The organism is Rhodothermales bacterium (assembly GCA_034439735.1).
Lineage (GTDB): Bacteria > Bacteroidota > Rhodothermia > Rhodothermales > JAHQVL01 > JAWKNW01.
This window is the reverse complement of the sequence record JAWXAX010000236.1, coordinates 1-13,257: the sequence shown is the minus strand read 5'-3', so window position 1 is coordinate 13,257 and position 13,257 is coordinate 1. Positions and strand designations below refer to the sequence as shown.

At 62.5% G+C, this 13,257-nt stretch carries 9 protein-coding genes; 6 read left to right on the top strand and 3 right to left on the bottom strand.

All coding sequences use genetic code 11. The features are described from left to right. Positions 1–136 precede the first annotated feature (136 nt). From SH809_17080 to SH809_17060, 5 genes are all read left to right on the top strand, one after another. Positions 137–1,570, top strand: coding sequence for a T9SS type A sorting domain-containing protein (locus SH809_17080; GenBank protein MDZ4701429.1), 1,434 nt, complete (start codon positions 137–139; stop codon positions 1,568–1,570). Positions 1,571–1,767: 197 nt separating this feature from the next. Further along, the gene (locus SH809_17075) at positions 1,768–3,897 is read left to right on the top strand and encodes a BatA domain-containing protein (GenBank protein ID MDZ4701428.1); all 2,130 of its coding nucleotides are present in this window, start codon (positions 1,768–1,770) and stop codon (positions 3,895–3,897) included. Between the two features lie 120 nt (positions 3,898–4,017). Further along, the gene (locus tag SH809_17070; GenBank protein MDZ4701427.1) at positions 4,018–4,581 is read left to right on the top strand and encodes a hypothetical protein; all 564 of its coding nucleotides are present in this window, start codon (positions 4,018–4,020) and stop codon (positions 4,579–4,581) included. A gap of 124 nt (positions 4,582–4,705) precedes the next feature. Beyond that, positions 4,706–6,028, top strand: coding sequence for a GTPase HflX (gene hflX, locus SH809_17065; protein MDZ4701426.1), 1,323 nt, complete (start codon positions 4,706–4,708; stop codon positions 6,026–6,028). A 387-nt stretch (positions 6,029–6,415) separates the two neighbouring features. Further along, positions 6,416–7,087, top strand: a complete 672-nt coding sequence (locus SH809_17060; protein MDZ4701425.1) for a CBS domain-containing protein — start codon at positions 6,416–6,418, stop codon at positions 7,085–7,087. A 47-nt stretch (positions 7,088–7,134) separates the two neighbouring features. Here the strand turns inward: SH809_17060 and SH809_17055 are convergent, their stop codons facing one another. Continuing rightward, positions 7,135–8,451, bottom strand: a complete 1,317-nt coding sequence (locus tag SH809_17055) for an amidohydrolase family protein (protein MDZ4701424.1) — start codon at positions 8,449–8,451, stop codon at positions 7,135–7,137. A 182-nt stretch (positions 8,452–8,633) separates the two neighbouring features. Between SH809_17055 and SH809_17050 the strand changes: the two genes are divergently transcribed. Next, positions 8,634–9,815, top strand: coding sequence for a Xaa-Pro peptidase family protein (locus SH809_17050; GenBank protein ID MDZ4701423.1), 1,182 nt, complete (start codon positions 8,634–8,636; stop codon positions 9,813–9,815). 14 nt (positions 9,816–9,829) lie between these two features. Here the strand turns inward: SH809_17050 and SH809_17045 are convergent, their stop codons facing one another. Further along, the gene (locus tag SH809_17045) at positions 9,830–11,272 is read right to left on the bottom strand and encodes a DUF1501 domain-containing protein (GenBank protein ID MDZ4701422.1); all 1,443 of its coding nucleotides are present in this window, start codon (positions 11,270–11,272) and stop codon (positions 9,830–9,832) included. Between the two features lie 52 nt (positions 11,273–11,324). After that, positions 11,325–13,257: DUF1553 domain-containing protein (locus SH809_17040; GenBank protein MDZ4701421.1), on the bottom strand; the 1,933-nt coding region annotated here is incomplete at its 5' end.

Sequence of the window (13,257 nt, the reverse complement as noted above, 5' to 3'; positions counted from 1 at the left end):
CATGCGCCATCACACACTTGTCTCTCTCGGCTTTTAGCGGTACTATCCCGATGGGGGGATCGTATTGGAAATCCTCTACATCGAGAGAAAGAGCGCTCTGGCAAATCCGCTCACGCACAGCTAATCCCACACCCCTATGAAACGCATCGCTACCGCACTCCTGTTGGTATTTCTTGCGCTTGTCGCGGTTCGCCCGTCGAGCGCGCAATCCTGCGAGACGTCCGTTGCCGCCGCGGCCTTCCGGGCCGGCATCGACGCCCACATCACCCCGGCCGCGCCGTACTCGAAGGCGTCGCGCGAGCAGCGCGTGGCGGCGCTGGACAGCGTACTCCCGGCCGACGGCCCGGCGCGCTGCCTCATGCTTGCCGGCCTGAATTTGCTGCCCGACCTGCGCCTGGCGTCGGCGGATGGACGGCTCACCAGCGTCGTCGAGCAGTACTGGGTCGCCGAGGCCTGGTCGGACAGCTCCCGTTTTCTGCTGACCTATTCCGATGCTGAGTTCCCTTCCGAGATCATCAGCCAAGAATGGAACGGCACGGAATGGGTTAATGATTTCCGGATCCAGTTCGAATACGTCGAAGGCGACCAGGCTAGCTCCCTGTTTCAAGAATGGGATGGGACGCAGTGGGTCAACGAATCGCGTTCCGAGTTTACCTACGACGGGGGCAATCTTTCGACCAGTCTGTCGCAAAGCTGGGAAAACGAAACGTGGGTAAATGCCACATTAACGACGTACACCTACGACGACGGTGGCAACGAATCGACTTCGTTAACTCAGTCGTGGGAGAACGAAGCCTGGGTGAACTCATCCCGCATCACGACGTCGTTCGACGATCAGGATCGCGAGACGGAATCGTTGACGGAAATCTATGATGAGACCGAGGAGGTCTGGACAAACGGCACCCGGATCGAAACTGTCTGGTCGGGCGATACATCGACGAGCACGAGCCAATTCTGGGCCGGCGAAGACTGGTTTTCCATTTCGCGCGACGTGACGACCTATGACGACCAGGGTCGCGTGATCCAGGGGGTACAGGAAACGGCCGATGTTCTTTCGGGCGACTTCTCGCCGATCGCACGCGAAACGTACACCTACGACGGAGCCGGCAACGATACGCAGATCCTGTTCGAGTCGTGGAGCGGTTCGGAATGGGTGAATGAGGATCGCGATGTCAATACGTTCGACGGCGATAACGACATCACGGTCTCACTCACGCAGTCATGGAACGGCGCCGGCTGGGAGGATGTCGCGCGCAGTCTCTTCAACTACGGCACCTCGACGGCCCTTGAGGACGCGCCCCGCGGGTTCGCCGTCTCGGCGGTCGACCTGTTCCCGAACCCGGTACGCGACCGCCTCACGGTGGACGTGACGCTTGACGCGCCGGGATACCTCCGTGTGGAGGTATACGACCTGCTTGGGCGCCGCGTGGCCACGCTCGTGGACGCGAGCGTCCCCGCCGGCATGCAGCAGCTGCGCTGGGATGCCGACGGCAAGCCGGCCGGCCTGTACCTCGTCCGCCTCGAGGCTGGCGGCAAGACGATGACGCATACGGTGGCGCTCATTCGCTGAGACCTCGCCACGGCCTGTGTTGGGAAGAGACCTTTGGGGTTTAAAAACCCCAAAGGTCTTTCTTTTGTTATGCGGCGAGGGCGTTTTTCGACAAGGCATACAAGGATCCATCGCTTGCTCGATCCATCCATTGGTTGAATGGAACGCGATACGTCTTCCGCGTGTACGGGGGATATATCTCACGCGCAAACGCATCCATGACCTTTCTCAACCCGCTCCTGCTGCTGGGGCTTCTTGTCGCCGCCATCCCCCTGATCATCCACCTGTTTAACTTCCGGCGGCCGCGCCGGGTGGATTTTAGCTCGCTGGCCTTTCTGAAAGAGCTCCAGAAGAGCACGATGCAGCGTGTGCGCATCAAACAGTTGTTGCTGCTGGCGCTTAGGATGCTGGCGCTCGCGTGTCTGGCCATGGCGTTCGCGCGCCCCACCATCACCGGGGCCCTGTCCGGCGTGATGGGTGGCCGGGCGCGTACATCCATCGCCGTGGTGATCGACAATTCGCGATCGATGGCCGTGCGCGATGCCCAGGGCGCGTACATCGATCAGGCGAAGGCGCTGGCCGCCGGCGTCATCCAGTATACGCAGACCGGCGACGAGGTATTTATCCTGCCCACGGGGTCGCTGGGCAACGGAGAGGAGCCGATCACCACGCGGGCGCTGGCGCAGGATGTGGTGAGTGAGATCGGGATTGAGCCGGCGTCCGCCACCCTGTTCGAGGCGATGGACCGCGCCCGGACGGTGCTGGCTGGCGCGTCCCACCTCAATCGCGAATTATACGTGGTGTCCGACCTGCAGCGCCACATGCTGGCCGACACGGTGCTCGGAGCGGGGGCTGAACCGGTGCGCACGTATGTGGTGCCGGTTGGCGGTCGGGTGGAGCCCAATGTCGCGATCACCCGGGCCCACGTGGTGAGCCGGATCGTCGAGGCGGGGCAGCCGGTTCGTATCGAGGCTACGCTGGTCAACTATGGGGAGGCGGCGATGGAGGGATACGTAGCGAGTGTGTTTCTGGAGGGCGAGCGGGTGGCGCAGGCGGCGGCTGACCTGCCGCCGCGAGTGCCGACCGACGTCTCGTTTACGGTGTCGCCCCAACAGCGGGGGTGGCTGCCGGGTGAAGTGCGGATCGAAGATGACGCGTTCGAGAGCGACAACGTGCGGTATTTCACCCTCAACGTTCCCGAACAGCGCCGTCTGCTGGTGGTAGCCGGCGAGGGGCACGCCACCGATTTCATCACGCTGGCGCTTTCGCCCGAACTGACGCGTGGCCGGTCCATCTTTAACCTGGAGACGATTTCCGAAACGGCGTTGGCCACTCGGACCCTCGGCTCGTACGATGCCGTGGCGCTGGTCGGCGTCCGCACCCTGTCCAGCGGCGAGGTGGGGGCCCTGGCCCAGTATGTGAACGATGGGGGCGGGCTCCTGTTTTATCCGGGTGAAGCCGGCCAGGCGGCGGATTATAACGCCCTGTTCGAGGCCGTTGGCGCGGGGCAATTCAGCGGATTCAGCGGCGCGTTGGGAGGGGAGACGTCGATCGCCTCGTTTGATCGGGTGGATCTAGAGCATCCCTTGTTCGAGGGCGTGTTTGAAGACGCTGGTGACCCCGCGCGGGTGGTAGTCGAGCGCCCGCTCATTACGCACGCCATGAACTACACCGCTGGCGCTGGCAACGAGCAGACCCTCATCCAGCTCTCGAACGGCTTCCCTTTCTTGCAGGAGGTGCGTCACGGCGAAGGCATCGTGTTTTTGATGGCCGTCGCCCCCAACATCCAGTGGAGCGATCTTCCGCGGCGGGGCCTGTTCATCCCCCTCGTGTACCGCTCCATGTTTTATCTGACGGCCGATGACTCGGGCGCCGGCGAACCCCTGGTCATTGGCGAGCCGGGCGAGTGGCGACTGACGGGTGTGGTGGGTGTGGAGCCCATCGTGCTGCGGGCGCCGGACGGCGAGGAGTTCACGCCGGAGCAGCGGAGCCTGCTCGGCGCTGTGTTGGTAGAAAACGATCCCTCGCTCACCGCGCCGGGTTTATATGATGTGTATGCCGGCCAGACGCTTGTGCGCCGGGTGGCTCTGAACCTTCAAACGGAGGAGTCCGATCTGGCCGTTTGGCCGGCGGACGAGGCGATCGAACGGTTGGACGCGGGAGCGGATGCTCCCGTACGTCTGCTCGATGTGGCAGCCGGAGAGGGGATCGAAGGTGTATTCGAGCAGCTGGATGAAGAGCGGAGCGGAATAGAGTTATGGAACGTCTTCCTACTGCTTGCGTTGGTTTTTCTGGTTGCGGAAATGCTGCTGGCGCGCCAATGGCGTCCCGAAGCTGTTGCAGCGTAAGCGGTTCTTGTATGGTGTAACCGTTCTACAGTACTAGATGGTGCCCACGGCCCACTCCCCTCCCGGCCCATATCCTCTGGCTCCGGGCTTCCAAGGCCGGCGACTCGCGAACCCAAACGTATGACCCCGTCTACTTTCATCCCGAATGTGTTGGCGGTCCTTCAGGTGACGCTGCTCGTCGCCTTTCTCGTAGCCACCGGGGCGCTGATGGCGATTTCGATCCTGAATCGGTTACGGGTCCGTCCGATCCGCTTTTCGTGGTATAGCGGTCGGTCGTTTTTTTTCTGGCCGGGTGGGTTTCTGTTTGTCGTCCTCGTGCTTACGGTGTATGCCGCGTTCGAGGAGGATTATCGGTTGATGGGGCTCGGATCGGGCTACACCCTGGGCGCGCTGTGCTGGTGTCTGGCGGTTCGGATGTCGCGGGCAGTACTTGTGACCGATTACCGGCTTATCCGGTCGATTCACGACCCTCGGGACACGCTGGAGTGGGGGCGTGTGGAGGACTTCTTCGTCACCCCGGGCCGGCGTTTGAATCACTATGTATTCTTTTATCGGGACGATGATGGCCGGCGGTCGCGCTTCGAGTTGGTCGTTCCCCGGGCGCACGAGGACCGTTTCCGGAAACTCGTTTCGCGCCTGGTCGAAAATAGGGACATCCAGCCCATCGAGCGCGCATTCGGGTGAGGTGGTGGGCCGGTGCAACCCACACCATCACGTCCGGTATAATAAGGGCACATTCTCCCGAAAGCCTCCTGGCCGCCGGCAACGGGCCGCTGGCAGGGATCGCATGGGACTGTAGAGGGAATCGTTGACAGAAAGCACACCGCAGAAACAGGAAACAGCCATCGTCGTCGGCGTCGTTCATTCAGGCCATACGCGTGAAGAAATGGACGATTCGCTTGATGAGTTGGAGTTGCTGGCCGACACCGCTGGCGCACGCGTGACGGATCGGATCGTACAGGTCGCCCAGCGAATCCACGCATCCACCTACATTGGCAGTGGGAAGGTGGAGGAGCTCGCCGCACTCGTGGCCGAGCGGGAGTCCGATCTGGTGATATTCGACGACGATCTGTCGCCGAAACAGTTGCGCAATATCGAGAAGCAGGTCAAGTGCAAGCTGCTCGATCGGTCGGCGCTCATCCTCGACATTTTTGCACGCAGGGCCAAGACGGCCACGGCCAAGACCCAGGTCGAACTCGCCCAGCTCGAGTACCTTCGCACGCGCCTGACCCGCCAGTGGACGCACCTCTCCCGTCAGAAAGGCGGCATCGGGACAAAGGGTCCGGGTGAGACGCAGATCGAAACGGACCGCCGGCTGATCTCCAACCGGATCGCGACGCTGAAGGAGCGGCTGAATAAGATCGACAAACAGCGGACGACGCAGCGTAAGGGCCGACAGGCGTTTACGCGCGTCTCGTTGGTAGGGTATACGAACGCCGGCAAGTCGACCCTGATGAACGTGCTGGCGGATGCCGGTGTGTTCGCGGAGGATCGTCTGTTCGCCACGCTCGACCCGACGACACGCCAGGTCGAGCTGGAGCCCGGGAAAGAGATTCTGCTTTCCGATACTGTCGGCTTTATCCGCAAGTTGCCGCATGGTCTCATTGAGAGCTTCAAGAGCACGCTGGACGAAGTCCGTGAAAGCGACGTGTTGCTCCATGTGGTCGACGTGACGCACCCGTGTTTCGAGGACCACATCCAGGTGGTCAACCAGACGCTGAAGGAACTGGACGCTCAGGACAGTCCGACGCTCATGGTGTTTAATAAAGTGGACAGACTCGAGGAGCGCGGGCTATTGATGGCGCTTCGCGAAGAGTACCACCATGCAGTATTTGTCTCGGCGCTTCGCGGGATCGGCATGGATGGGCTGAAAGAGGCCCTGTTGAGCCTTATCCAGGACGATTTCGAGGAGCACATCGCGTACGTGCCCGTGGCAGAGTCTCGCACGATCGCGCAGCTCCACCAGTTGGCCGATGTAACGTCCGAAGAATATCTCTACACCACACCGAATGGGGAGGATGAACCCCCAGTAGCCATCGCCTGTTTGCGGTTCCGGGTGGCGCGCGAACTTGCCGGCGATGTGCACCGGATGGTCGATAAGTTTGCTGGATTTGCGCCGATACCTACGTAAGCGAGGTTTTGGCGCGTCCGGCCGGAGTACCACCCGATGCCTGCCGGCGCATGACGTGTGCTCCACAGGGCAATTATTTTGTCGCTAACGAGAGTTGCCTGTACCTGAAGAAATCATTAAGCTTTCGGCCGGAGTTCAACCCCTCGATACGCGTAAGTGCCATTAAACCAGACGGCCCCCGGCGCGGTCCGTTGCGTACATACTGGCGAAGACAGTCCCTTCGCGTCGACACCGTGGCATGCCGATTGTTTATCGGTATGTAGTGGTTCCTTCGACGCGGCAGTGTATTGCCCCCAGGATGCATACACCTTCGCGATCGCTCCGCGATTAACCGCTTTTACGACGACGTGCCAGGCACGCGTCGATCACGCTACAGGAGGCTCCGACATGACCATCCAGACCTTGATCAGTGAAGATACCCCTCCGCTCCTCCCCACCGATTCGGTAGAGCACGCGCTGGGGCTGTTGCTGGAAATGCGGGTTCGGCACATGCCGGTGGTCGACGAGCACGGCATGCTGGTGGGCATGATTTCCGAAAACATGCTGCTCGACGCCTTCGGCCCGGACGCTCCCGTCTCGTCGTTGCTCGGCCTCGAACCCATCAGCGTTCGGCCGGACGCCCACATCTTCGACGCCACCAAGATCATCGTTGATCATGAACTGACGGCGCTACCCGTCGCCCGCGCAGATGGAGAGTACGTGGGTCTCGTCAAGCGTCACAACCTGTTCGATCAGTTCGCTCGGATGCTCGCGACGCAGGAAAGCGGGGCGATCATCGCGCTTGAAGTCAACCCTCGCGACTATTCCCTCGCGCAGTTGGCCCACATCGTCGAGCAGGACCGGGTGAAGATCCTCTCCTCCGCGGCCGAGCACACGGCCGTTGACCAGGAAGGCGACACCATGCGGGTGACGCTTAAGCTCAACGTCATGGACACGGCGCGCGTGCGCCACCTGCTTGAACATTACGGGTACCACGTCGTCGCCTATTTCAGCGATGATCAGAACGACGACGAGTTCAAGTACCGGCTGCAAGAGTTCATGCGGTATCTCGAGGTTTAAGGTTCGGGGTTTAAGGTATAAGGTGTCTTCATTAAACCTTGTACATGTCACCTTGAACCGTCCCCTGGCCTGAGATAAACAGCGCCGCCCTTCATCACAAACGCCACGCGTTGCAGGCTGGTGATGTCCTCGAGAGGGTTCGTGGCCACGGCGACGATGTCGGCGTATTTGCCCACTTCGAGGGTGCCCAGGTTGGCGCGCTGGCCGAGGAGGTCGGCGGCGTTGTACGTGGCTGTTCGGAGGATCTCCATCGCCGGCATGCCAGCTTCGGCCATGTAGGCGAACTCCATGGCGTTGCGGCCGTGTTTGAATACTCCCGCGTCGGTGCCAAAGGCAATGGGTACGCCGGCGCGGTAGGCGCGGCCGAACGTGGCCTGGATCATGGGCCCGATCTCGAGCGCTTTTTTCTGGACGAGGGGGGCGTAGTACCCCTCGATTTTTGCCGAATCCGCCGTGCTACGGCCGGCGATGATGGTGGGCACGAGGTAGGTGCCGCGCTCGCGCATCAGCCGCATCGTTTCGTCGCTCATCAGGGTCCCGTGTTCGATCGAGGCCACCCCGGCGCGGACGGCCCGTTGCATGCCCTCGTCACCATGCGCATGTGCGGCCACTTTGAGGCCATACCCCCGCGCCACCTCGACAATGGCGGCGATTTCATCTTCAAGAAACGATGGGGCGGAGCCGTCCCGCGCCACGGAAAGCACCCCGCCAGTGGCCGTTATCTTGATCAGATCGGCCCCGCGCTTGATGCCCAGCCGCGTGCCCCGCATGGCCGAGTCAATTCCATCCACCACACCGTGCTCGATACCCGGTATGCCGAAGATGTCCTCACGAAGCCCGTTTGAAGGATCCCCATGGCCGCCTGTGACGGAAAGCCCTTCGGCCACGAACATGCGGGGGCCAATGATGACGCCGGCGTTGATGGCGTCGCGCAGCGCGAAGTCGACCCCATCGCTTCCACCCACGTTGCGGACCGTCGTGAAACCGGACAACAGCGTCGTTTTAGCGTACCGTGTCGCCATCAGGGCCTTGTAGGGCGGTGAGAGCCGGAGTGCGTCCATATAGTCGTTTTTACGGGACTCACCGTCGAGGTGCGTGTGGGAGTCAATCCAGCCGGGCATCACGAAGTGGTTCTTTAGATCGATCACCGTATCGCCGGCGCCGGCCGTCAGGTAACCTTCCGCGACAGCGATCACCCGATCCCCTTCGACGACGATGGTCCGCTGCGTCATGGGGGTCATCGAAACGCCGGGGTCGAGCAGGGTGCCGGCGTGGATGAGCGTGCGCTGGGCACGGGCCGGCGAGACGACGGCGATGGAGGCTACCGCGAGCAGGCACCCGAGGAGAAGGGTTCGACGGATCATGAGGGCGAAGGGTTAGGACTACGTGACGAAGACGCGTCAAAGAGGGTTGTACGTTACTCCTTTTTGTCCTTACGTTCAACGCCGCAAGCAACGCAATTCCACCTCCATACCTCTGCGCTGGCGTAGCAGTTAGCGACGCTAACCAGCCGGCCGCTTCATTCACCCTTCAGGTTCTGGTTTTTATGGACGTTCTCGATAAGGCGCGCGCCTTCATGAAGGCACATGCCATCGATGGCTGGTTGTTGTTTGATTTCCGAGGCAGCAACCCGGTTTTTGCCCATCTTCTCGGCGGGCCGCAGGCCACGTCGCGCCGCAACTACCTCTGGATCCCGGCCGAAGGATCGGCGCGGATGCTGGCCAACGGGCTCGACAAACAGCTCTTCCGCGACGCCGGCTACCCGATGACGCTCTACTCCGGCTGGGCCGACATGCAGTCGAACCTGCGCGGGCTGCTCGGAGGCGCGCGTACGGTGGCCATGGAATACTCCCCGGGCGGCGAAATTCCGATGAGCTCGTTTGTCGACGGCGGCACCCTCGAACTCATCCGGTCGATGGGGCCCGGCATCGTCTCGTCCGCCGACCTGTTTCAGGCGGCCGCCACCGCCTGGTCGAAGAAATCGGTAGACTCCCATATGCGCGCCTGCCGGCTCGTTAATATGGTGAAGGATGAAGCATTCGCGTACATCGGCGAACAGCTGCGTTCGGGGCGGAGTGTTACCGAATATGATGTGCAGCAGTTCATCCGCCGCGGCTTCGACGCGCATGGGCTTTATATCGACCACGGACCGATCGTGGCCGTCAACGCCCACAGCGGCGACCCGCATTACGAACCTTCGGCCACCGAACATGCGTCCATTGTGAAAGGCGATTGGGTGTTGATCGACCTGTGGGCGAAGGAGCCCGAGCCGCACGCCGTGTATTGCGACATCACCTGGACCGGTTTCGCCGGCCACGACATCCCGGCGAAACACCTGGAAGTCTACCGCGCCGTCAACGCCGCGCGCGATGCCGTGATCGAGAGGCTGCAGGCCGACTGGAAGGCCGGCAACCCGCTCCAGGGCTGGCAACTCGACGATGTGGCGCGTAAGGTGATTGTGGATGCCGGCTATGGCGCGTATTTCACCCACCGCACCGGCCACAGCATGGGCGTGAGCCCGACCCCGCACGCGCTGGGCATGAACCTGGACAACATTGAAACTCACGATACCCGCGCCGTGCTTCCCGGCATCGGGTTTTCGGTGGAGCCGGGCATCTACCTGCCCGAGTTCGGGGTGCGGTCGGAGGTGGATGTGTACGTCGACCCAGAACAGGGGCCCATCGTCACCACGGCCATGCAGTGGGAGCCGGTTCGGATTCTGGGGTGAATGATCAATGAGATTTACGCCAGCAGCGCATCTACAACCTTTCCATGGACATCGGTCAGGCGGTAGCGCCTGCCCTGGTGCTTGAAGGTGAGGCGTTCGTGGTCGACGCCGAGGAGGCGCATGAGGGTAGCCTGGAAGTCGTGCACGTGGACCGGGTTTTCGGCGATGTTATACCCGAACTCGTCGGTTTCGCCATATGACAGCCCGGCGCGTACGCCGGCGCCGGCCATCCAGATGGTAAAGCAGCGGGGATGATGATCGCGGCCGTAATTGTCGGCCGTGAGTTTGCCCTGGGAGTAGTTCGTCCGGCCAAACTCGCCGCCCCAGATGACGAGGGTATCTTCGAGGAGGCCGCGCTGCTTGAGGTCCATAACAAGCGCTGCCGAAGGTTGATCGACGTCGGCGGTTAGTTTCGAGATCTCGGAGGGCAGGTTGCCGTGTTGATCCCAGCCCTGGTGGTAGAGCTGGACGAACTTGACGCCGCGCTCGACGAGCCGGCGGGCGAGGAGGCAGTTGGCGGCGTAGGTGCCGGGAATGCGCGCCTGTGGGCCATAGAGGTCAACTATCGAGTCCGGCTCACCGTCCACATTCATCGTTTCGGGGACGGACGTCTGCATCCGGTAGGCCATTTCGTACTGGCCGATGCGGGAGCTGATCTCGGGGTCCATCACGCGCGCCTCCTGGGCCTCGTTGAGGTCGCGCAGGTAATCCAGCATCCGCCGGCGGCTACTCGATTTGATCCCGGGGGGATCATTTAAGTATAGGACGGGCTCCTTGCCGGAGCGGAACTGGACGCCCTGGTGGAGGGAGGGGAGGAAGCCGTTGCCCCAGAGGCGGGCGTAGAGCGGCTGGTCGCCGTTGTTGCTGCGGGAGAGGAGAACGGTGAACGCCGGCATGTTCTCGTTGTCCGACCCCAGTCCGTAGCTGATCCACGAGCCGATGCTGGGCCGGCCGGCGAGCTGGGAGCCGGTCTGGAAAAACGTGATGGCCGGGTCGTGGTTGATGGCCTCGGTGTACATCGACTTCACGATGCACAGGTCGTCCGCGATGCGGGCGATGTAGGGGAGCCGGTCGCTGAAGGCGTGGCCGGCCTGGCCGTACTTTTTGAATTCGAACTGGGAGCCGGCCATGGGGAACGAGGCCTGGTGCGCCGTCATCCCGGTGAGGCGCTGGCCGCCGCGGATGGAATCCGGCAACTCCTCGCCGTTCTTCTCGCGGAGGAGCGGTTTATAGTCGTACAGGTCCAGCTGCGACGGCCCACCGCTCTGGAACAGGTAGATGACCCGTTTTGCCTTCGGGGCGAAGTGGAGGGTACCCAGAACACCCGTGTCCGGACCCGCCAGCAGCTCGCGCGGCCCGATCAGCGAGGCCAGCGCCGCCGCGCCGAGGCCGAGGGATGTCTTCGACAGGAAGTCGCGACGGGAGTAGTTGGGGGTGAAGTTCTGGCAGTGGCTCATAGCGGTGCAACATGCAAAGTGTAAAATGCAAAGTATTGGACGTTGATCGTCATTATCGCTTCATGAACGCCTCGTCGTAGTTCATGAGGGTGCTGGCGAGGAGGGTGCGGGCGGCGACTTCGGGGGCCGGCAGGTTCACGTCGCGGGGGTGTTCGCCGATGGCGAGCAGATCGCGGGCGTCGGCCGGCGCGGCGCTGAAGGTGGCGCGCTCTGCTTCGAGCAGGTCCGCGAGCATCACCTGTTCGGCCGGCTCGGGGCGCCGGCTGGTGAGGAGCCGGAAGGCGAACACGATCTGCTCTTCGGGCGTCGATCCCCCTTCCTTCATCATGCGTTCGGCGAGCATCCGGGCGGCTTCGACGTACTGCGGGTCGTTCATCAGAACGAGCGCCTGAAGCGGGGTGCTCGTCTTCTGGCGAGTAACTGTGCAGAAGCTGCGCTCGGCGGCGTCGAAGCTGATCATGGACGGCGGCGGCGTAGAGCGTTTCCAGACGGTGTACATGCCCCGCCGGTAGAGCTTGTCGCCTGTATCCTGCTTGTAGGTCGTTTCGTTGCGAGTGGCCAGTTCTTCCCAGAGGCCTTCGGGCTGGTAGGGGTGGACGCTGGGCCCGCCGACGGTTTGCACCAGTAGGCCGCTGACGGCAAGGGCGTTGTCACGAATCATCTCGGCGGACATCCGGTAGCTGGGGCCGCGGGCGAGGAGTTCGTTGGCCGGGTCGCGCTCCTGGAGTTCGGGGCCGGCGACGGACGACTGCCGGTAGGTGGCCGAGGTCACGATCAGCCTCTGGAAGGCCTTTACATCCCACCCGGACTCGCGGAAGGTGACGGCCAGCCAGTCCAGCAATTCGGGATGGGTAGGCAATTCGCCCTGGCTCCCGAAATCATCCGGCGTGACCACGATGCCGCGCCCGAAGTATTGTTGCCAGAAGCGGTTGACCGTGACGCGGGCGAGCAGCGGGTGCTCCGGCGAGGTCAGCCACTGCGCGAGGCCGAGGCGGTTTTTCGGGGCGTCGGCGGGGAGGGGAGGCAGGGCGGCGAGTGTGCCGGGCCAGACCTGTTCGGTTGGCGCGTCGTACATGCCGCGGTTGAGGATAAAGGTGGGCCGGGGCTCGGCCAGGTCGCGCATGATCATCACCTCGTTCTGGTCGGTCATGATCTCGTTTTCATCGCCGCGGAGGGTCTCGACGGCAGCGATGGCGCGCTGGTAGCGGGGTTCGTGGCGTTCGAGATAATAGGTGCGGAGGGCGGTGCGTTCGTCAGACGTCCGGGATGCCGCCGGCATCGCGGCCAGAGCGCCGAGTGCCCCCGCAGCGCCGTACAGTTCGCGGATTTCCGGGAGGGTAAGCCGGCCCGCGAAGATCTGCCATTCATCAAACGCAACCCCTTCGAGACGGGTCTGGTTGGCGTCGATCATCCCGATCCGTAATTCGCCGGCGCCGCCCCAGTTCTCCCGTTCGTTTTTGTAGTGGTTGTAGGTGTACTTGATGCTCTTGTGGAGATTATCCACCACCACATCCGTCGGCATCGCCTCGCCGTTGAGGTAGAGGCGAATGCCGGCGGCGCGGCTGGATCCGTCGTAGGTGAGGGCGTAGTGCACCCAGTCGCCGGCGGGCACGGGCAGGCGGGTCTTGACCTCGATGGAGTGATCGGGGAAGACGTGGTTCAGGCTGGCCGACAGCGTGCGGTCTTCGTTGAGCATAGTGACATAGCCGCGGTTACCGTTGAAGTAACCACCGCTTTTACCCACCAGAGGCCCTACGGCGCTATCGCCGACGATCTTGAACCAGATGCTGAGCGAAAACGGCTGGTTGCGTTCGAAGTGGTAGGCTTCATTTTTTAGCTCGACCCAGCTGTCGCCGGTGAGTTCGAGAGCTTTTCCGAAGCGGCCTTCGACAACGGAGGGCGGTTTCTCTCGGTCACCTTCGATGGCGCCGGGCATGGCTGGTCTGACGAGGTTTGCCGTTTTGTCGTCGCGGAGTTCGTCGAGG

Bases quoted from the DNA above. Each gene is read 5' to 3' on its own strand.
- SH809_17070 (MDZ4701427.1), top strand. From the start codon at position 4,018: ATGACCCCGTCTACTTTCATCCCGAATGTGTTGGCGGTCCTTCAGGTG.
- SH809_17080 (MDZ4701429.1), top strand. From the start codon at position 137: ATGAAACGCATCGCTACCGCACTCCTGTTGGTATTTCTTGCGCTTGTC.
- SH809_17050 (MDZ4701423.1), top strand. From the start codon at position 8,634: ATGGACGTTCTCGATAAGGCGCGCGCCTTCATGAAGGCACATGCCATC.
- SH809_17060 (MDZ4701425.1), top strand. From the start codon at position 6,416: ATGACCATCCAGACCTTGATCAGTGAAGATACCCCTCCGCTCCTCCCC.
- SH809_17045 (MDZ4701422.1), bottom strand. From the start codon at position 11,272: ATGAGCCACTGCCAGAACTTCACCCCCAACTACTCCCGTCGCGACTTC.
- SH809_17075 (MDZ4701428.1), top strand. From the start codon at position 1,768: ATGACCTTTCTCAACCCGCTCCTGCTGCTGGGGCTTCTTGTCGCCGCC.
- SH809_17055 (MDZ4701424.1), bottom strand. From the start codon at position 8,451: ATGATCCGTCGAACCCTTCTCCTCGGGTGCCTGCTCGCGGTAGCCTCC.